Below are 19,603 nucleotides of genomic sequence, written 5' to 3'. Positions count from 1 at the left end.
GATACGCGACAAATTGTCTTCTGTTTGACTTGGGTCATGGCGTTTATCTGAGCCGCAATCTCAGGGCGTCGTCGTCTGAACAGCCGCGCGATTCGCGCGGTCAAAGGGGTCATCACCGACATGACACATCTCTTGAAACGTCTTTTCTGGCTTGCGCCCCTTGTGTTGCTGGCGGCGTGCAAGCCCGTGGTGCTGTCGCCCTCGGGCGACATCGCGGCGCGGCAGGCGGAGCTGCTGGTGCAATCGACCCTGCTGATGCTGATCATCATCGTTCCGGTGATGGCGCTGACCGTGTTCTTCGCCTGGCGCTATCGCGCGGCCAACAGCAAGGCCAGCTATGATCCCGACTGGGACCATTCCACCAAGCTGGAACTGGTGATCTGGGCGATCCCGCTGCTGATCGTTGTGTCCCTGGGCGCGCTGACCTGGGTCGGCACGCATCTGCTGGACCCGTATCGTCCGCTGGACCGGATCAGCGCCGAAAAGCCGGTCGAGGAAGCGCCGTTGCAGGTCCAGGTCGTGGCCCTGGACTGGAAATGGCTGTTCATCTATCCCGAACAGGGCATGGCCAGCGTCAACCGGCTTGCCGTGCCGGTGGACCGGCCGGTGCAGTTCACGCTGACCTCGACCTCGGTCATGAACGCCTTCTACATCCCGGCCATGGCGGGGATGATCTATGCCATGCCGGGGATGCAGACGACGCTGCACGGCGTCTTCAACGAGGCGGGCGAATACCAGGGGCTTGCCTCTCACTATTCGGGGGCGGGCTTCTCGGGGATGCGCTTCAAGGCCCTGGCGCTGGACGCCGCGGGCTTCGACGGCTGGGTCGCGCAGGTCAAGGCCGGCGGCGGGACGCTGGACCGCGCCCGCTTTCTGGAGCTGGAAAAGCCCAGCGAGAACGTGCCGCCCATGGCCTTCGCCGCCGTCGATCCGCAGCTGTTCGGCCGGGTCGTGAACATGTGCGTCGAGGAAGGCCGGATGTGCATGGCCGAGATGATGGCCCTGGACGCGCAGGGCGGGATGGGCCTGCCCGGCATCGCCAACGTGGCGGCCCTGGCCGATGCCGAGGCCCCCGGCATCGCGCGCCCCGTGCTGGGCCTGCCGCCCTTCCAGGTCAGCGGCATCTGTTCGATCGAGGAGCAGGCCGCGATGCTGGCCGGCGCCGCGCCTTCGGACGCCGACGGACCCCGCGACCTGACGCCCCTGCGCGGGCGGGGACTGAACGCGCCCCAGGCCATCCTGGGCCTGCGCCTGAACCCCAACCGCCTGACCCAGTCCCTGCCGCAGGACGGCGCGGACCAGAACCTGTAAGCGGACCCGAGAATGGCCATTCCTTCCGAAATCCCGACCACCTTCCTGCTGGGCCGCCTGGACTGGAACGCGATCCCGCAGGACCCGATCGTCTGGGCGACCTTTGTCGTTGTCGCCATCGGCGGCCTTGGCCTGCTGTGGATGCTGCACAAGTACCGGCTGTGGTCGTACCTGTGGACCGAATGGTTCACGTCCGTCGATCACAAGAAGATTGGCATCATGTATGTCGTGCTGGCGCTGGTGATGTTCGTGCGCGGCTTTGCCGACGCGATCATGATGCGGCTCCAGCAGGCCATCGCCTTCAACGGGTCCGAGGGCTATCTGAACGCCCACCACTACGACCAGGTGTTTTCCGCCCATGGCGTGATCATGATCTTCTTCGTGGCGATGCCCTTCGTCACGGGACTGATGAACTATGTCGTGCCCTTGCAGATCGGCGCGCGGGACGTGTCCTTCCCGTTCCTGAACAACTTCTCGTTCTGGATGACGGTCGGCGGCGCGGTTCTGACCATGATGTCGCTGTTCGTGGGCGAGTTCGCGCAAACCGGCTGGCTGGCCTTTCCGCCGCTGTCGGGCATCGGCTACAGCCCCTATGTCGGCGTGGACTACTACATCTGGGGTCTTCAGGTCGCGGGGGTCGGCACCACGCTGTCGGGCATCAACCTGCTGGTCACGATCATCAAGATGCGCGCGCCCGGCATGACCATGATGCGGATGCCGATCTTCACCTGGACGGCGCTTTGCACCAACATCCTGATCGTGGCCTCGTTCCCGGTGCTGACCGCGACGCTGGTTCTGCTGACGCTTGACCGCTATGTCGGCACCAACTTCTTCACCAACGATCTTGGCGGCAACGCCATGATGTACGTGAACCTGATCTGGATCTGGGGCCACCCCGAGGTTTATATCCTGATCCTGCCCCTGTTCGGCGTCTATTCCGAGGTGGTGGCGACCTTCACCGGCAAGCGGCTGTTCGGCTATACGTCCATGGTCTATGCGACGGTCTGCATCACCATCCTGTCCTATCTGGTCTGGCTGCACCACTTCTTCACGATGGGGTCGGGCGCCTCGGTGAACTCGTTCTTCGGGATCACCACCATGATCATCTCGGTGCCCACGGGGGCCAAGATCTTCAACTGGCTGTTCACCATGTACCGCAGCCGCATCCGCTTCGAACTGCCGATGATGTGGACCATCGCCTTCATGCTGACCTTCGTGATCGGCGGCATGACGGGCGTTCTGCTGGCCGTGCCGCCCGCCGACTTCGTGCTGCACAACTCGCTGTTCCTGGTGGCGCATTTCCACAACGTCATTATCGGCGGCGTGCTGTTCGGCTTGTTCGCGGCCATCAACTACTGGTGGCCCAAGGCCTTCGGCTTCCGGCTGGACCCGTGGTGGGGCAAGGTGTCGTTCTGGTTCTGGGTTGTGGGCTTCTGGACCGCCTTCGCGCCGCTCTACATCCTGGGCCTGATGGGCGTGACGCGGCGGATGCGGGTCTTCGACGACCCCAGCCTGCAAATCTGGTTCGTCATCGCGGCCTTTGGCGCCGTGCTGATCGCCATCGGCATCGCCGCGATGTTCGTGCAGTTCGGCGTCTCGGTCATGCGCCGCGACCGGCTGCGCGACGAGACCGGCGATCCCTGGGACGGGCGCACGCTGGAATGGGCGACCTCCTCGCCGCCGCCGGCCTATAACTTCGCCTTCACGCCGGTCAGCCACGGGCTGGACGCCTGGTGGGACATGAAGCGGTTCGGCCAGACCCGGCCCCGGGCGGAGTATCTGCCGATCCACATGCCCAAAAACACCGGGGCAGGGGTGATCATCGCCGCTTTCGCGACCGTCTGCGGCTTTGCGCTGGTCTGGTACATCTGGTGGCTGGCCGCCCTGTCCTTCGCGGGCGTGGTGATCGCATCCATCCTCCATACCTTCAACTACGGGCGCGACTATCACATCCCGGCCGCCGAGGTCCGCGCCACCGAAGACGCGCGCGACCGCCAGCTGGCAAGCATGAGGGCCTGATCCATGAGCACCGTTTCCGACCAGGCCCCCGGCGATTTCTGGGAGGTCGAGCCGCACCACCATCACGAAGGCGCGTCCACCTCCATCGGCTTCTGGGTCTATCTGATGAGCGACTGCCTGATGTTCGCGATCCTTTTCGCGACATTCGGGGTGCTGGGGGGCAGCTTTGCCGCCGGACCAGGGCCGAAGGATCTGTTCGACCTGGAACTGGTGGCGCTGAACACGGCCTTTCTGCTGCTGTCGTCGATCACCTACGGCTTTGCCATGCTGGCCATGGCCAAGGGCAACAAGAACGGCACGCTGGGCTGGCTGGCCGTCACGCTGGTCTTCGGCTTGGCCTTCCTGGGGGTGGAGCTTTACGAGTTCAACCACCTGATCCACCTGGGCGCCGGGCCGCAGCGGTCGGCCTTCCTGTCGTCCTTCTTCGCGCTGGTCGGCACGCATGGCCTGCATGTGGCCTTTGGCTGCCTGTGGCTGGTCACGCTGATGATCCAGGTCGGCCAGCGCGGGCTGATCCCGGCCAACCGCCGCCGCCTGTCCTGCCTGTCCATGTTCTGGCACTTCCTGGACGTGGTCTGGATCGGCGTGTTCACCTTTGTCTATCTGCTGGGAATGATCTGATGCCCTCTATCCAGGCCGAAGGCGACAAGCACCACGCGGAACGCCGCGCCGAGGCGCATGGCGACCATCACGACGACGGCCACGACCACGGCAGCGTCCGGTCCTACGTGACCGGCTTCGTGCTGTCGGTGATCCTGACGGCGATCCCCTTTGCCGTGGTCATGGGCGGCGGCTTCGAAAGCCGGCTGCTGACGGCGGCGGTCGTGGTCGGGCTGGCGGTGGTGCAGATCCTGGTCCACATGGTCTTTTTCCTGCACATGAACACCCGCAGCGACGAAGGCTGGACCATGATGGCCCTGATCTTCACGGTTGTGATCCTGGTTATCGTGCTGTCCGGGTCGCTGTGGGTCATGTACAACATGAACACCAACATGATGCCGCAGATGGACCACGAGGCCCTGGGCCTGGGATCGTGACCGCCCGCCGCCGCCCCCTTGCGCTGCTGGCGGCGGTGGGGGCCGTTTTCCTGGTGCTGATGGCGCTTGGCATCTGGCAGGTCCAGCGCCTGGCCTGGAAGACCGACCTGATCGCCCGCACCGAGGCCCGCCTGGCCGCCGACCCGGTGCCCGCGCCGGGCCCTGCGGAATGGGCGGGGCTGACCGGGGAAGGCGCCGAATACCGCCGCGTCACGGCGACGGGCCGGTATGTGCCCGACAGCGACGTGCTGGTGCAGGCGGTGACGGAACGCGGAGCAGGCTTCTGGGTGATGACGCCCTTGGCCACGGACGAGGGCTGGACGGTGCTGGTCAACCGGGGCTTCGTGGCCTCGGGCCGCCGCGACGACCGGCCCTTGCCCGAGGGTTCGCAGACCGTCAGCGGCCTGTTGCGCATGTCCCAGCCGGACGGCGCCTTTCTGCGCGCCAACGATCCCGCCGCGGGCCGCTGGTATTCCCGCGACACGCGGGCCATCGCGGCAACGCTGGGCCTGCCCGAGGTCGCCCCCTATTTCATCGACGCCGACCGCGCGGCAGCGGGCCAGCCGATCGGCGGCCTGACCGTGGTCGCTTTCCGCAACAGCCACCTGTCCTATGCGCTGACCTGGTTCGCCATGGCGGGCGGGCTGGCCGTGCTGACGGTCTACGCGCTGCGCCGCTAGGCTGGCGAAGGTCCGGCGCCTCGGCCGCGTCGCGGCCGGCCAGCCGCACGCGCCGGGCGTCTCGTGGTCGCCGGACGGGGCTGTCTTCGACGGCGCCGCCGCAGGCGGGCGGGGCCACGCGGGCGTTGCCGTTCCCGCCCTTTCATGGGCGGCTTTCCCGCGCCCGCACGGGAATTTCCGACCAAAGTGGCAGGCGGAATCGCCGTTTAACGCTGGATCGCCCTCTTGCGCGGTTGCACACTGGGCATGTTCAACGCGAGGAGGAAGCGATGGACGATCACAGCGAACAGGCCACAGAACAGGCCCATGCCGTCCGCCGCCTGGGGGCCGAGATCGGCGCGACGCTGATCGGCCATGACGCGCTGGTCGAACGGTTGCTGATCGCCCTTCTGGCGGGCGGCCACGTCCTGATCGAAGGCCCGCCCGGGATCGCCAAGACCCGCGCCGTCAAGGCGCTGGCCGCGCATCTGCCGGGCAGCCATGCCCGCATCCAGTGCACGCCCGACCTGCTGCCCTCGGATCTGACGGGCACGCAGGTGTTCCGCCCCGAGACCGGGGGCTTCGACTTCATCCCCGGCCCGATCTTCCACAGCCTGGTGCTGGTGGACGAGATCAACCGCGCGCCCCCCAAGGTGCAGTCCGCGCTGCTGGAGGCCATGGCCGAAGGGCAGGTCACCACGGGCGGCACAACGCGGCCCTTGCCCGATCCCTTCATGGTCGTGGCGACCCAGAACCCCATCGAGCACGAGGGCACCTTTCCCTTGCCCGAGGCGCAGCTCGACCGCTTCCTTTTGCACCTGCGGCTGGATCTGCCGGGGGCCGAGGCCGAACGGGCGATCCTGGATCTGGTCGAGGCCGAGACGGTCGCCCCCCCGCCGCTGCGCGGCACGGCGGTGTCCGCCGCCGATCTGACCCGCGCCCGGGCCGAGGTGGCGCGGATCCACCTGGCCCCCGCGCTCAAGGACTTCATCGTCCGGCTGGTCATGGCGACCCGGTCCGGCGGGGCGGTGGCGCAATGGGTGGAACATCCCGTATCCCCGCGCGGCACGCTGGCCCTGGCGGCGGGGGTGCGGGCGCGGGCCTGGCTGCACGGCCGCGATCACGGCCTGCCCGAGGATGCCGAGGCGCTGGCCGCCGACGCCCTGTCGCACCGCCTGATCCCCGCCTGGTCGGCCAGCGGCGAAGGGCGCACGGGCCGCAGCCTGGTTGCCGACATCCTGGCCCAGGTGCGCCCGTGGTAGCCCTGCCCGCCGGCCTGCCGCCCGGTTTGCCGCCCGGTTTGCCGGACGCTCCCGGCATCCGCCTGACCGCCGCCGAGCTGCTGGCCCTGCGCGACGGGACGGCGGGCAAGGCGCGCCACCGGCCCCTGACCCGCCGGGCGGGGGCGGTTCCCGCGCGCACGCCCGGCGCGGGCATGGACCTGCGCGAAATCCGCGCCTATGTCGCGGGCGACGATCCCCGGCGGCTGGATCCGGCGGCGACGGCGCGCACCGGCCATCCCCATATCCGCAGCCTGCACGAGGACCGCGACGACACGATCCTGCTGCTGGCCGATTTCCGCGCGCCGATGCTGTGGGGCACCGGCGCGGCGCTGCGGTCCGTCCGCGCGGCCCGGCACCTGGCCGAGGCGGGCTGGCGGGTGGCGCTGCGGGGCGGATCGGTGGCGGCGCTGGTGGCGGCGGGCCCGCGTCCGGCCGAGATCGCGGTCGGCAGCGGCGACGGGCAGATGGCGGCGGTCTGCCAAGCCTTCGCCCGCCAGCACGACCAGGCCTTGTCGGCCCCCGGCCAGGCCCCCCTGGCCGAGGCGCTGGCGCGGGCCATGCGCCTGTCGCCCGGGGGCGGGCGGGTGCTGGTCGCGACCTGCCTCGACGGGGTGCGGGGGGCGGAGGACGCGCTGGCGATGCTGGCGCGGCGGCGCTCGCTCGCCCTGGCGCTGATGCTGGACGAGGCCGAGCTGCATCCCCCGCGCGGACCTCTGGGCGTCAGCGACGGACGGCACAGCCGCATCGCCCGGCTGTCGGCCCCCGACATGTCTGCCGACCTGACCCGGCTCCGCGCCCTTGGCGCCACGGTGACCGAGGTGCGCCCGTGACCCCCGACGAGCTTCTGGCCCAACTGGCCCCGCCCCGCCTTCCGCCGGAGATCGGCGCGCTTGGCTGGCGCGAGATCCTGGCCCTGGCCGGGATCGGCCTGCTTTTGGGGCTGCTGGCCGCGCTGGTGCTGCGCCCCTTGACGACACGCAAGCCGTCGCGCCGCGCGCTGGTGCGGGCCACGCGCGGAATGCCGCCCGAGGTGCGGATCCTCGCCATCGCGCGGATCCTGGGCCGCCTGCCGGACCCCTTGCGGCCCGCCGCCTACGGCGCGGCACCCGCCCCCGACGATGCCGCCATCGAACGCATCGCGCTGAAAGGCCGCCAGGGATGAGCCTCGCCTGGCCCTGGCTGCTGGCCTTGCTGCCCTTGCCCTTGCTGCTGCGCCGCCTGCTGCCGCCCCTGGCCGTGCCCCGGCCCGCGCTGATCCTGCCCGGGCATCTGCTGCGGGCCGCCCGGCCGGCCGGCGCCGCGCGCGGACAAGGGCCGTGGCTGGCGGCGCTGGCCTGGGCGGCCCTGGTCCTGGCGCTGGCCGGGCCGCGGATCGAGGTCGCCAGCGACGTGATCCCGGCCTCGGGCCGCGACATCGTGCTGGTGATGGATCTGTCGGGCAGCATGTTGAAGGAGGACTTCTTCCTGGACAACCAGCCCGTCACGCGGCTGGAGGCGGTAAAGCGCACCGCCGGAGCCTTTGTGGCGGCCCGCCGGGGCGACCGGATCGGCCTGGTGATCTTTGGCGAACGCGCCTATTTCGCCGCCCCCCTGACCTTCGACGTCGAGGCCGTGGCCCGCGCCGTGGGCGAAGCCCAGATCGGCATATCCGGGCGCGGCACCGCGATCTCGGACGGGCTTGGCCTTGCCGCCAAGCGGCTGTCGCGCAGCGACGCGCCCACGCGGGTGATCGTGCTGATGTCGGACGGCGTCGACACCTCGGGCACCGTGCCCGCCATCGAGGCCGCGCGCCTGGCCCATGACCACGGCATCCGCGTCCATTCCATCGCCCTTGGCCCCGAGGATCTGGAAAACCAGCCCCGATCGCGCGACGCGGTGGACGTGGCGACCCTGCGCGCCGTGGCCGAGGTGTCGAACGGCGAAAGCTTCCGCGTGCGCGACACCGCCGACCTGCAAGCGGTGGCGCAGAGCCTGGACCGGCTGGAGCCGAACCCCTCGGCCCGCCCGCCGATGCGGTTGTGGCAGCCGCTCTGGGTCTGGCCCGCCGGCGTGGCCGCCTTGTGCCTGTTCCTGATCGCCGGGCGGAGGCGCGGATGGACGGGCTGATCCTGCTGCGCCCCTTGTGGCTCTTGGCGCTGCTGCCGCTGGCGGGGCTGGTCGGGTTGCGCCTGACGCGGCTTCCCGACGCCGGGGGATGGGAACGGGTGATGGGTCGCGACATGCTGCGGGCGATGGCGGCGCTCGGGGCCTTGGGCGGGCGGCGGCCGCTGTGGATGCGGCTGCTGGCGCCCGTGGCGCTGGCGCTGCTGATCGCGGGCTTGGCGGGGCCTGCCCTGCCGCGCAGGGACGCGCCGGTGCTGGCGCAGGCCGATGCGGTGGTGCTGGCGGTGGATCTGTCGCCCTCGGTCGCGAAGGGGCCGGGACTGGATCAGGCGAAGCTCGCGGCGGCGGGGCTGGCGCAGGCCCTGTCCGGGCGCCCGGTCGGCCTGATCCTTTACGGGGGCGAGGCCTTCACCGCCTCGGCCCCGACGCTGGACATCGCCACCTTGCAGACCCAGGTCGGGGTGCTGGACGCGGACACGATGCCGGGCAAGGGTTCGCGTCCCGCCGCCGCCATCGGCATGGCCGCGCAGATGCTGGCCGGGCTGCCGCGCGCCGATCTGGTGCTGATCTCGGACGGGGGCGGGGTGGACCGGCAGGCCCTGGCCGAGGCCGACCGGCTGGAGGCGCGCGGCGCGCGGATTTCCGCGCTGCGGCTGGACGGGCGCGCGCCCGGCGCCCCCGCCGCGCCCGGCGATGCGCTGGACCGGCTGGTGCGCGGCGGGGCGGCGATGGCCTGGGACGACATGGACGCGCTGGCCGCCCGGCTGGCCCGCAGCGGCGGATCGGCCCGCGATCCCGTGCTGCGGGCGCTGCAATACCGCGACCTTGGTCCTTGGCTTGCGATGCTGGCGCTGCCGCCCCTGCTGGTCATGCTGCGGAGGCAGGAATGAGGCCCGCGCTGATCGCTCTGGCGGGCCTTGCCGCCCTGGCCGTCGCGGGCGCCGAGGCGCTTGGCCGGCTGGCCCTGCACGCGGGGCTGGACCGCGCGGCGGCGGCGCTGCTGGACGATCCGGCGGCGCGGGGCGTGGCGCTGTACCGGCTGGGCGACTTTCCCGCCGCCGACGCGGCCTTCGCCAGGGCGGGCCGGTCGCAAACCTACAACCGGGGCCTGTCGCTGGCCGCCACGGGGGATTACCCGCTGTCGGTCGCCTATTTCGACGCGATGCTGTTCGCCAATCCCGCCGACGAGCAGGCGCGCCGCAACCGCGACCTGGTGGCGTCGATGTATCCGCCGGAACGCGGCGACTCCACCGCGCCGGGCCGCATCAAGGGGGCGGGCGGGATGGAGGCGGGGGACGTGCCGATCTCGGAGCTGCTGGCCAATGCCTCGGGGCCGGAATGGGAACGGCGGCTGGACGCCAAGGGGCTGGCCGCGACCGATCAATGGCTGGACACCATTATCGACGACCCGGGCGAGTTCCTGAAGCTGCGCATCCGCGCCGAGTTCGACCGCCGCGCCCAGATGGGCCTGATCCGCCCCGAGGAGGGCGACCCATGGTGATCCGCGCGCTTCTGGCTTGGCTGCTGATGGCGGGCGCGGTTCTGGCGCAGGGCGACACGCGGCTGATGGTGCTGCACGACCACGGCAATCCGGTCGTGTCGGAAATGGTCAAGCTGACCATCCGCGGCGAATACGACCTGACCGTCTCGCTGGAGGACATGCAGTTCCCGAACTCGCCCGATTACGACTGGATCCAGATCGCGCGGGACGACTGGCGCAAGGAGCGCGTGCAGGGGCGGCTTTTGCAGATCTTCGAACGCAAGATCGCGCTGTTTCCGCGCCGTCCCGGCCCGCTGACGGTCGGTCCCGTCAGCCACAAGCTCACCTATGTCCAGGACAACGGCCAGCGGGCGGAAACCACCGTCGTCGCCGCGCCCATCGCCCTGGCGGTCAAGCCCTTTCCCGCCGATGCGCCCCCCTTGTCGGCCAGCCGGCTGATCCTGACGGACGAGCTGTCCGCCGAACCGGGCCGCCTGAAGAAGAACGAGATCCTGACCCGCCGCGTCACGGTCGAGGCGCTTGGCGCGCTGGCCCATCACCTGCCCGCCCGGCCCGACCTGTCCGAACCCTGGCTGATCCTGTTCAGCCAGCCCGAACACCGCGAAACCGTGCTGACCGAAGCGGGGCCGGTGGCGCGCGTGGTCTGGGAATGGCAGCTGCGCCCCCGGACCGGCGAACCCGCGATCCTGCACGCCGAGGCCTTTTCCTGGTTCGACACCGACAGCCGCCAGGTCGAGGTGGCGCCCTTGAAGCCCATCCCCTTCGGCTTTGCGGGCTTCGGGTCGAACTTCGGCGCGCCGGACCAGGCGGGCTGGCGCAACTGGCCGCTTGCCGCCCTGGCCTTGGGCGGGGGCATGGCGGTTTCGCTTGCGGGGATGCTGCGGGGGCAGGGGCTGCTGCCCGCAGGGGCGCTGCGGCACCGCCTGCGCCGCATGCGGCCCGGCCCCCATGCCCGGGCCATGCGCCGGGCCGCCGCGGCAGGGGACCTGCCCGCCTTGCGCGACGCCGCCGACCGGCACCTGCGCTGGCGGGGCCAGCCCGCGCCCGCCCTGATGGCCGACCTGGACCGCCAGCTTTATGCCGCGTCGCCCCCGCCGGACTTCGATGCGCCCCGCTGGCTGGCCGCCTTCCGCCGGACGTTGCGGCAGGGCTGATTTTCAAGGGCTTGTCACATCGCCCGCCTTGGGCCACCCTTTCCCTATCCAACCCCGCCCGGACGCGGGGACGACACAGGGAACCACCATGAAACACCTTTTGACCTCGCGCGCGATCCTGCTGGCATCGGCCCTTGCCATTGCGCCCGCGGCCTGGGCCGAAACGCCCGCCGACACGCTGGTCGTGGCCCACACGATCGACGACATCATCAGCCTGGACCCGGCGCAGAGCTTCGAGTTCTCGGGCAACGACGTGAACCAGAACACCTATGACCGCCTGGTCGATTTCGACCCGCTGGACATGGAGGCGGGCTTCAAGCCCTCGCTCGCCGAAAGCTGGCAGGTGGCCCCGGACGGCATGTCCATCACCTTCACCATGCGCGACGGCGTCGCCTTCCATTCCGGCAACCCCGTCCGGGCCGAGGATGCGGCCTGGTCCTTGCAGCGCGCGGTGATCCTGAACAAGACCCCCGCCTTTATCCTGACGCAGTTCGGCTTCACCCCCGAGAACGTCGAGGAAAAGATCGCCTTCGACGACTAGACCCTGACGCTGCACCTGGACAAGCCCTATGCGCCGACATTCGTGCTGAACTGCCTGACCGCCAGCGTGGCCAGCGTGGTGGACAAGGAAACCGTGATGGCCAATGTCCAGGGCGAGGATCTGGGCAACGCCTGGCTGACCACCAACGCAGCCGGATCCGGCCCCTATACCCTAGCCGCCTGGCGCCCGAACGAGGCCGTGCAGCTGGCCGCCTTCGAGGAATACTGGCAAGGCGCCCCCGCGATGAAGCGCGTGATCGTGCGCAACGTCGCCGAATCCAGCGCCCAGCGTCTGCTGCTGGAACAGGGCGACATCGACGTGGCCCGCAACCTGACGCCGACCGACGTGGAGGCCGTCCGCTCGGTCGAAGGCATCACCGTGCAGGACGAGCCGCGCGGCCGGATCCTCTACATGGGCCTGAACCAGAAGGATCCGGTGCTGTCGAACCCCGCCGTGGTCGAGGCGATGAAGCATCTGGTCGATTACGACGGCATCGCGGACAGCTTCCTCAAAGGCATGTTCGTGCCCCATCAGGCCTTCCTGCCCTCGGGCTATCTGGGCGCGCTGGACGAAAACCCCTGGACCTATGACGTGGCCAAGGCCAAGGCGCTGATCGACGAGGCGGGGATGTCCGGCAAGACCATCACCACCAAGGTCCGCGACCTGCGCGAATACGTGGACGTGGCGCAGGCCTTGCAGGCGTCGATGGCCGAGGCCGGGCTGACCCTGGAAATCCAGCAGATGACCGGCGCGCAGGTGCTGGACGCTTATCGCGCCCGCGACGTGCCGATCTTTCTGGGCGAATGGGGGCCGGATTATTCGGACCCGAACACCAACGCCGCGACCTTCGCCTATAACCCCGACAACAGCGACGAGGCGCAGGCGACCGGCCTTCTGGCCTGGCGCAACGCTTATGCCGTTCCGCAGGCGATGAACGAGGCGACGGTCGCGGCCACGCTGGAACAGGATGCCGACAAGCGCGCGCAGATGTATCTCGACCTCCAGAAGCAATACCAGGCCGAGGCGCCGATCGTGCCGCTGTTCCAGCGGATCGAGCCGACGGGGCTGCGCGACACCGTGGGCAACTGGAACTCGGGCCGGGCGGTCACCTCGGTCATGTACCGGCAGGTGACGAAGGGCCAATAGGCCGTGTCCGCGACCGATGCCGCAAGGCCGGGGGCGGCACCGCCCCCCGGTCCCAAGGCCCCTTCCGCCGCCCGCCGCCGCGCCCGCAGCATCGCGGGCACGGTCCTGTCTCTGGGCCTGACCCTGCTGGGCCTGCTGCTGGTCACCTTTGTCATCGGCCGGGTGATGCCCATCGACCCGGTGCTGAAGGTGGTGGGCGACCGCGCCACGCAGGCCCAATACGACGCGGCCTATGTCGCGATGGGGCTGGACCGGCCGCTTTACGTCCAGTTCGCGCGCTATCTGGGGGACGTGCTGACCGGCGATTTCGGGCGGTCCATCTCGACCGGGCAGCTGGTGGTGGACGACATCAAGCGCGTCTTCCCCGCCACGTTCGAACTGGCGACGCTGGGCACCCTGATCGGCGTGCTGATCGGCGTGCCGCTGGGCGTGATCGCCGCGGCGCGCCGGGGCGGGATCATCGACCAGGCGGCCCGCGTGGTGGCCCTGGTCGGCTATTCCATGCCGATCTTCTGGCTTGGGCTGATGGGGCTGCTGGTGTTCTACGGCATCCTCGGCTGGGTCGGGGGGCCGGGGCGGCAGGGGATCATCTATGACGGCATGGTGCCCGCCGTGACCGGGCTGATCCTGGTCGATTCCCTGATCGCGGGGGACTGGGGCGCCTTCAAGGACGCCTTTTCCCACATCATCCTGCCGGCGTCGCTGCTGGGCTATTTCAGCCTCGCCTATATCAGCCGCATGACCCGCAGCTTCATGCTGGAGCAGCTGTCCGCCGAATACATCACCACCGCCCGCGTCAAGGGCCTGTCCGAACGCGCGGTGATCTGGCGCCACGCCTTCCGCAACATCCAGATCCCGCTTGTGACGGTGATCGCCCTGTCCTTCGGATCGCTGCTGGAAGGGTCGGTGCTGACCGAGATCATCTTTTCCTGGCCCGGCCTCGGCCAGTACATCACCAAGGCGCTGTTGGCGGGCGACATGAACGCGGTCCTGGGCGGCACCGTGGTTGTCGGCGTCTGCTTCGTGGCGTTGAACCTGCTCAGCGACATCCTGTATCGCGTGCTGGACCCGAGGGCGACATGAACCCGTCCCGCCGCGAATGGCTGCTGTCGGACGCTCCGCAGACCCGCGGACAGGCGAGGCTTGGCGCGCTTTATCAGGGCTGGCTGACCTTTCGGGGCAACAAGCTGGCGATGCTGGGGCTGATCGTCCTGGTTCTGCTGATCGGCATGGCGGTCTTCGCGCCATGGCTTTCTCCGCAAAGCCCCTTCGCCCAGGATCTGGCCGGACGGCTGCAACCGCCATCGGCGGAACATTGGCTGGGCACCGACGCGCTTGGCCGGGACATCCTGTCGCGGCTGATCCACGGCTCGCGCGTCACGCTGTTCATCGTGGGCACCGTGGCCCTGATCGCCCCGGTGATCGGGCTGTTCATCGGCACGGTGGCGGGCTTCGCCGGTGGCTGGGCGGATCAGGTGCTGATGCGCGTCACCGACATCTTCCTGGCCTTTCCCAAGCTGATCCTGGCCCTGGCCTTCGTGGCGGCCCTGGGCGCCAGCATCGGCAACGCGGTGCTGGCGCTGGCCCTGACCGCCTGGCCGCCTTATGCCCGCCTGGCCCGGGCGGAAACGCTGACGATCCGCAACGCCGACTTCATCGCCGCCGCCCGCCTGCAAGGCGCGGGGCCGCTGCGGCTGCTGGTCCGGCACATCTGGCCGCTTTGCGTCAGTTCGCTGATCGTGCGCGTGGCGCTGGACATGGCGGGGATCATCCTGTCGGCGGCGGGCCTGGGCTTTCTGGGCCTCGGGGCGCAGCCGCCGATGCCCGAATGGGGGGCGATGATCTCGGACGGGCGGACCTATATCCTGGACTTCTGGTGGGTCGCAGCCATGCCGGGGATCGCGATCTTCGTTGTCTCGATGGCCTTCAACCTGCTGGGCGACGGGTTGCGCGACGTGTTGGATCCGAAGGGGGCCAAGGAATGACCCTGCTGTCCGTCCGCAACCTGCGCGTCGCCTTTCCGACCCGCCAGGGCAGCTTCGAGGCCGTGCGCGGCGTCAGCTTCGACCTGGGCCGGGAACGGCTGGGCGTGGTGGGCGAATCCGGGTCTGGCAAGTCGATGACCGGCCGCGCGATCCTGGGGCTTGTCCGCCCGCCCGGCCTTGTCACCGCCGACCGGATGGAGCTTGAGGGCCAGTCGATCCTGAACCTGTCCGAACGCCGGATGCGCAAAATCCGCGGCAGGCGGATCAGCATGGTCATGCAGGATCCCAAGTTCAGCCTGAACCCGGTGATGACGGTCGGCGATCAGATCGTCGAGGCCTACCGCCTCCACGCCGGGGGCGCGAAAGCCGCCGCCCGGCAAAAGGCGCTCGCCATGCTGGCCGCCGTGCAGATCCGCGACCCGGAGCGGGTGATGGGCGCCTATCCGCACGAGGTCTCGGGCGGCATGGGCCAGCGCATCATGATCGCCATGATGCTGGCCCCCGATCCCGGGATCCTGATCGCCGACGAACCCACCTCGGCGCTCGACGTGTCGGTCCGGACCGAGGTTCTGAACATCATGGACCGGCTGGTCCGCGACCGGGGCATGGGCCTGATCTTCATCAGCCACGACCTGAACCTTGTGGCGCAGTTCTGCGACCGGGTGCTGATCATGTATGCGGGCCGCATCGTGGAAACGCTGCCCGCGCGCGACCTGCACAAGGCGCGCCACCCCTACACGCAAGGGCTGCTGAACAGCCTGCCGCGCCTCGACGCGCCGGTGGACCGCCTGCCGGTGCTGGAACGCCAGGACGCCTGGCGCGAGGACGGCGCGGTCACCCACGGCCTGGAAACCGAATTTCCGGGGGGGCTGTGACATGCCGCTTCTTCTTTGTCCAAATACCCATTTCCGACGGTGCCGCCCATGCTGACGGTTGACCGTCTGAACGTCTGGTTCGGCCATCCCCCCGACCGCGTGGACGCCGTGAAGAACGCCGGCTTCGCCGTGGCCCAAGGCGAAAGCTTCGGCCTTGTGGGCGAATCCGGGTCCGGCAAGTCCACCATCCTGCGCGCCGTCGCCGGGCTGATCGACACCTGGTCGGGCTCCATCCAGGTCGCGGGCCGGCCCCTGACCGCCAGCCGCCGCGACCGGGCCTTCTACAAGGCCGTGCAGATGGTGTTCCAGGATCCCTACGCCAGCCTGCATCCCCGCCATTCGGTCGATGCGGTGCTGTCGGAAACCCTGCGCCTGCAAGGCATGGACGACATCGACCGGCGCATCGCCCGGCTGCTGGACGACGTGGGCCTGGGCCGAGGCTTCCGCTTCCGCTATCCGCACCAGCTTTCCGGCGGGCAGCGGCAGCGGGTCGCCATCGCGCGCGCCCTGGCGGCGGAACCGCGTCTTCTGCTGCTGGACGAACCGACCAGCGCGCTGGATGTCAGCGTGCAGGCCGAAATCCTGAACCTGCTGTCGGACCTGCGCGCCGAACACGGGCTGACCTATGTGATGGTCAGCCACGACCTGGCCGTGGTGGGCCACATGTGCGACCGGCTGGCCGTCATGCAGGCGGGCCGCATCGTCGAGGTGATGGATGTCGATGCCCTGCGCCAGGGCGCCGCGCGGCAGGACTATACCCGCCGGCTCATCGCGGCCTCGGCCGGGTATGCCCGCGCGTGATCACATCGTCTCGCCCGGCAGGCGGCTGGCCTGCCGCACCCAGTCGGCGAAGCGGCCTTCGTCGAACGCCCCGTCCTGGGCGATGTGCAGATAGCGGACCAGGGGCTGCTTCGATCCGACCGGGGGGACCGGCCGCAACTCGGCCCCGCGGAAGAAGGCGACCTTGATGTATCCGGTCATGCAGTGGAAGGACAGGAACCAGCGGCCCTCCTCGACCCCGTAAAGCGGCGAGTTCCACTTGACCGCCTTCCGCACCCCCGGCACGGCGGCCGCGACCAGATCGTCCAGCCGCCGTCCCACGCCCTGTTTCCAGCCGGGCATCGCGGCGATGTAATCCTGCACCGGGCCGTCGCCCGTGCCCTTGGCGATCTGCGGATTGCCGCCCGCCAGCAATACGGGTTTCCCGTTGTCCTGCATGTCTCCGCCTTCCCCCTGCCGTCCGCCCGCCAGTCTGCCACAGCCGGCGCGGCCTTGCACCCCGGCGCGCTATCGCTAACCTGCGCGCGAACGGACGAAAGGAACCACCATGAAGCGCGTCATCCTGGGCGGCGGCGATGTCGAGGTCAGCGGGATCTGCCTGGGCACCATGACCTTCGGCAACCAGACGTCCCCGGCCGAGGGCCATGCCCAGATCGACCGCGCGCTCGACGCGGGCATCACCTTCCTCGACACGGCCGAGATGTATCCCGTGAACCCCGTCCGGCGCGAAACCATCGGCCTGACCGAAACCATCGTCGGCAACTGGCTGGCCCGCGGCGGCAAGCGCGACCGGGTCGAGATCGCGACCAAGATCACCGGCCCCAGCCAGATGGTCCGCGACGGCGCGCCTTATGACGGCGCCATCGTCGCGGCGGCCATCGACGGGTCGCTGAAGCGGCTGCAAACCGACCGCATCGACCTTTATCAACTGCACTGGCCGGTGCGGGGCAGCTATGCCTTCCGGCAGAACTGGACATATGACCCTTCGAAGCAGTCGAAGGGGCAGACCTTGGACCACATGGCCGACGTTCTGGGCGCGCTGTCGGATGCGCAAAAGGCGGGCAAGATCCGCGCGGTGGGCCTGTCCAACGAATCCGCCTGGGGGCTGACGCGCTGGTGCGATGTGGCCGACCGGCTGGACGCCCCGCGCATGGCCACGATCCAGAACGAATATTCGCTGCTTCATCGCCTTTACGACACCGACGGGGCCGAGGCGGCGGTCAATGAAGACGTGACGCTGCTGTCCTATTCCCCCCTGGCGGCGGGGCTGCTGTCGGGCAAGTATTCGGACGGCGCCCTGCCCGAGGGCAGCCGGGCGGCGGTGGACAAGGCCAGCGGAGGCCTGGGCAACCTGGGCGGACGCAGGACCCCGCAAGCCGTCGCCGCGACGGAGGCCTATCGCAAGCTTGCCGCGGATCATGGCTGGGACGCCATTCACATGGCGATCGCCTGGCAGCTGACGCGGCCCTTCAAGGTCGTGCCCATCATCGGCGCCACGCGGATAAACCAGCTGGACCACCTGATCGCAGGCCTTGGAAAGCCCTTGCCCGACGATCTGCGCAAGGCGCTCGACCGGCTGCACAAGCAGCATCCGCTGCCCTATTGATGAAACGCGGTCAGCCCCTATCTGATTGTTCGTAAGGATGAAATAAGGAGCAGGTCATGGCGGGCGATCCCTATGCAGCCTTGGGACTGACGAAATCGGCCAGCGATGCCGAGATCAAGAAGGCCTATCGCAAAATCGCCAAGTCGGACCATCCCGACCTGAACCCCGACCCGGCGGCGACGGCGCGCTTCAAGGCGGCCTCGGCGGCCTACGACCTGCTGAAGGATCCCGAACAGCGCCGCCGCTTCGATGCCGGGGAAATCGACGCCCAGGGCCAGGAACGCCCGCAGCGCCGCGCCTGGCGCGACCATGCCGAGGCGGCGGGCAACCCGTACGCGCGCAGCTACGGCTTTGACGGCGATCCCGACCTGTCGGATGTCTTCTCGGATCTGTTCGGGCGGCGCGGCGGCTTTGGCGGCTTCGGTCGCAGCCCCGAGGATCCGCGCGACTTCCACGTGCGCGGTCAGGATTACCGCTTTTCCTTGCAGGTCGATTTCCTGACCGCCGCGCGTGGCGGCAAGACCCGCATCACCCTGCCCGAGGGCGGAGACCTGGAGGTCACGATCCCCAAGGGCGTGCGCGACGGCCAGACCATCCGGCTGAAGGGCAAGGGCGGGCGGGGCCTGGGCCAGGGCGGTCCCGGCGACGCCTATCTGACGGTCAGCATCGCCCCCCATCCCGATTTCCGGCGCGAGGGCGACGACATCCTGCTGACCCTGCCCATCACCCTGGACGAGGCCGTCCTGGGCGGCAAGGTCGCCGTTCCCACCATCGACGGCCCGGTCAGCCTGACGATCCCCAAGGGCGCCACCACGGGGCAAAAGCTGCGCCTGCGCGGGCGCGGCATCAACGGCGGCGACCAGCAGGTGGAACTGAAGATCGTCATGCCGCCCCGCGTGGATGAGGACCTGGTCCGGTTCTTCGAGGAGTGGCGCAAGGATCACCGCTATGATCCGCGCGCGGGAATGAAAGCGGGAGGATAAGGGAATGGCCCGTCATTATTCCGAAACCGAGGTCGTGGCGATCCTGGAGGATCTGGATCCCGCGCGCCTGCACGCCTTTGTCGCCGCCCATGTGGTGACGCCCGTTGTCACCTCCCAGGGCCATGCCTTCACCGAGGCCGACGTGGCCCGGCTGCAACTGCTCTGCGACCTGTCCGACATTTATGGCCTGCCGACGGATGCGCTGCCCATGGTGATGTCGCTGATCGACCAGCTGAACACCGCCCGCGGCGACATGCGCGCGCTGATCCAGGCCGTCGCCAGCGAGCCCGACGACGTGCGCGGCCGGATCCGACGATCGGTGCGCCAGTTGCGGATCGTGACGCTGGGCCAGGGCTGAGAAACCCAGGCTCAGAACCCAGGCTGAGAACCCAGGGCTGATCGGCAGGCATGACCGCGCCGGGTCCGACAAGGACCGTCGGCTTCGCCACGCGATGCCATGTCCACCTGCGCCGCGTCCACCCGCGCCGCCGGGCCTTGCAGGCCCCGCCCCAGACCGGACACCGGCTTTCCGGAACCCGCGTGGGGAACCGTTTCTGACGGACCCCTGCCGCCCAGGCATGGAAACCTGTGCGTTTTCCTGTCCTGTCCGCCCCTGGCCG

20 protein-coding genes and 1 pseudogene are annotated in these 19,603 nt (G+C 69.4%); 20 read left to right on the top strand and 1 reads right to left on the bottom strand.

The genetic code is table 11. The annotated features are described in order from the left end of the window. Positions 1–132 precede the first annotated feature (132 nt). The 17 genes and pseudogenes from cyoA (at position 133) to ACFOM8_RS06855 (ending at position 16,415) form a co-directional block, all read left to right on the top strand. Positions 133–1,311 (top strand): ubiquinol oxidase subunit II, encoded by a 1,179-nt coding sequence (gene cyoA, locus ACFOM8_RS06935; protein ID WP_377760550.1) that lies wholly within the window; start codon positions 133–135, stop codon positions 1,309–1,311. A gap of 12 nt (positions 1,312–1,323) precedes the next feature. Continuing rightward, positions 1,324–3,330 carry a cytochrome o ubiquinol oxidase subunit I gene (cyoB, locus tag ACFOM8_RS06930; protein ID WP_377760548.1) on the top strand — a complete coding sequence of 669 codons (2,007 nt, stop codon included), beginning with the start codon at positions 1,324–1,326 and terminating at the stop codon, positions 3,328–3,330. A 3-nt stretch (positions 3,331–3,333) separates the two neighbouring features. Beyond that, complete coding sequence (gene cyoC, locus ACFOM8_RS06925; RefSeq protein WP_377760546.1) at positions 3,334–3,951, top strand: cytochrome o ubiquinol oxidase subunit III; 618 nt, start codon at positions 3,334–3,336, stop codon at positions 3,949–3,951. Continuing rightward, positions 3,951–4,367, top strand: coding sequence for a cytochrome o ubiquinol oxidase subunit IV (gene cyoD, locus ACFOM8_RS06920; protein ID WP_377760544.1), 417 nt, complete (start codon positions 3,951–3,953; stop codon positions 4,365–4,367). The genes cyoC and cyoD overlap by 1 nt, the downstream gene beginning before the upstream one ends. Continuing rightward, complete coding sequence (locus ACFOM8_RS06915; RefSeq protein ID WP_377760542.1) at positions 4,364–5,047, top strand: SURF1 family protein; 684 nt, start codon at positions 4,364–4,366, stop codon at positions 5,045–5,047. Before cyoD ends, ACFOM8_RS06915 begins: the two co-directional genes overlap by 4 nt. A 269-nt stretch (positions 5,048–5,316) precedes the next feature. Continuing rightward, complete coding sequence (locus ACFOM8_RS06910; RefSeq protein ID WP_377760541.1) at positions 5,317–6,288, top strand: AAA family ATPase; 972 nt, start codon at positions 5,317–5,319, stop codon at positions 6,286–6,288. Continuing rightward, on the top strand, positions 6,282–7,139 hold the full coding sequence (locus ACFOM8_RS06905; protein ID WP_377760540.1) for a DUF58 domain-containing protein: 858 nt from the start codon (positions 6,282–6,284) through the stop codon (positions 7,137–7,139). The genes ACFOM8_RS06910 and ACFOM8_RS06905 overlap by 7 nt, the downstream gene beginning before the upstream one ends. Next, positions 7,136–7,471 carry a hypothetical protein gene (locus ACFOM8_RS06900; protein ID WP_377760539.1) on the top strand — a complete coding sequence of 112 codons (336 nt, stop codon included), beginning with the start codon at positions 7,136–7,138 and terminating at the stop codon, positions 7,469–7,471. Before ACFOM8_RS06905 ends, ACFOM8_RS06900 begins: the two co-directional genes overlap by 4 nt. After that, a complete protein-coding gene (locus tag ACFOM8_RS06895; protein ID WP_377760537.1) occupies positions 7,468–8,415 on the top strand; it encodes a VWA domain-containing protein in 948 nt (315 codons plus the stop codon). The genes ACFOM8_RS06900 and ACFOM8_RS06895 overlap by 4 nt, the downstream gene beginning before the upstream one ends. Beyond that, positions 8,403–9,302, top strand: a complete 900-nt coding sequence (locus tag ACFOM8_RS06890; RefSeq protein ID WP_377760535.1) for a VWA domain-containing protein — start codon at positions 8,403–8,405, stop codon at positions 9,300–9,302. The genes ACFOM8_RS06895 and ACFOM8_RS06890 overlap by 13 nt, the downstream gene beginning before the upstream one ends. Beyond that, positions 9,299–9,913: a hypothetical protein gene (locus ACFOM8_RS06885; RefSeq protein ID WP_377760533.1), complete on the top strand. Its 615-nt coding sequence runs from the start codon at positions 9,299–9,301 to the stop codon at positions 9,911–9,913. Before ACFOM8_RS06890 ends, ACFOM8_RS06885 begins: the two co-directional genes overlap by 4 nt. Further along, a complete protein-coding gene (locus ACFOM8_RS06880; protein WP_377760531.1) occupies positions 9,907–11,067 on the top strand; it encodes a hypothetical protein in 1,161 nt (386 codons plus the stop codon). Before ACFOM8_RS06885 ends, ACFOM8_RS06880 begins: the two co-directional genes overlap by 7 nt. Further along, positions 10,991–12,754, top strand: a pseudogene (locus ACFOM8_RS06875) (ABC transporter substrate-binding protein). Before ACFOM8_RS06880 ends, ACFOM8_RS06875 begins: the two are co-directional and overlap by 77 nt. A gap of 90 nt (positions 12,755–12,844) precedes the next feature. Next, on the top strand, positions 12,845–13,837 hold the full coding sequence (locus tag ACFOM8_RS06870; RefSeq protein ID WP_377760626.1) for an ABC transporter permease: 993 nt from the start codon (positions 12,845–12,847) through the stop codon (positions 13,835–13,837). Further along, a complete protein-coding gene (gene nikC / locus ACFOM8_RS06865) occupies positions 13,834–14,739 on the top strand; it encodes a nickel transporter permease (RefSeq protein WP_377760529.1) in 906 nt (301 codons plus the stop codon). Before ACFOM8_RS06870 ends, nikC begins: the two co-directional genes overlap by 4 nt. Beyond that, the gene (locus ACFOM8_RS06860; protein WP_377760527.1) at positions 14,736–15,614 is read left to right on the top strand and encodes an ABC transporter ATP-binding protein; all 879 of its coding nucleotides are present in this window, start codon (positions 14,736–14,738) and stop codon (positions 15,612–15,614) included. Before nikC ends, ACFOM8_RS06860 begins: the two co-directional genes overlap by 4 nt. Positions 15,615–15,662: 48 nt before the next feature. Further along, the gene (locus tag ACFOM8_RS06855; protein WP_377760525.1) at positions 15,663–16,415 is read left to right on the top strand and encodes an ABC transporter ATP-binding protein; all 753 of its coding nucleotides are present in this window, start codon (positions 15,663–15,665) and stop codon (positions 16,413–16,415) included. On the opposite strand, the gene ACFOM8_RS06850 is transcribed toward ACFOM8_RS06855, so the two are convergent. After that, positions 16,416–16,832 carry a DUF1801 domain-containing protein gene (locus ACFOM8_RS06850; RefSeq protein ID WP_377760523.1) on the bottom strand — a complete coding sequence of 139 codons (417 nt, stop codon included), beginning with the start codon at positions 16,830–16,832 and terminating at the stop codon, positions 16,416–16,418. It lies immediately after the preceding gene. Positions 16,833–16,941: 109 nt separating this feature from the next. On the opposite strand from ACFOM8_RS06850, the gene ACFOM8_RS06845 reads away from it, so the two are divergent. The 3 genes from ACFOM8_RS06845 to ACFOM8_RS06835 are packed head-to-tail and all read left to right on the top strand — an operon-like array spanning position 16,942 to position 19,341. After that, complete coding sequence (locus tag ACFOM8_RS06845; protein WP_377760521.1) at positions 16,942–18,000, top strand: aldo/keto reductase; 1,059 nt, start codon at positions 16,942–16,944, stop codon at positions 17,998–18,000. Positions 18,001–18,056: 56 nt separating this feature from the next. Continuing rightward, positions 18,057–18,983, top strand: a complete 927-nt coding sequence (locus tag ACFOM8_RS06840) for a DnaJ C-terminal domain-containing protein (protein WP_377760519.1) — start codon at positions 18,057–18,059, stop codon at positions 18,981–18,983. 4 nt (positions 18,984–18,987) lie between these two features. Beyond that, on the top strand, positions 18,988–19,341 hold the full coding sequence (locus tag ACFOM8_RS06835; protein WP_377760518.1) for a hypothetical protein: 354 nt from the start codon (positions 18,988–18,990) through the stop codon (positions 19,339–19,341). Positions 19,342–19,603: the final 262 nt, after the last annotated feature.

The organism is Paracoccus angustae (genome assembly GCF_042648745.1).
Lineage (GTDB): Bacteria > Pseudomonadota > Alphaproteobacteria > Rhodobacterales > Rhodobacteraceae > Paracoccus > Paracoccus angustae.
This window is presented reverse-complemented; position numbering and strand designations above follow the sequence as displayed.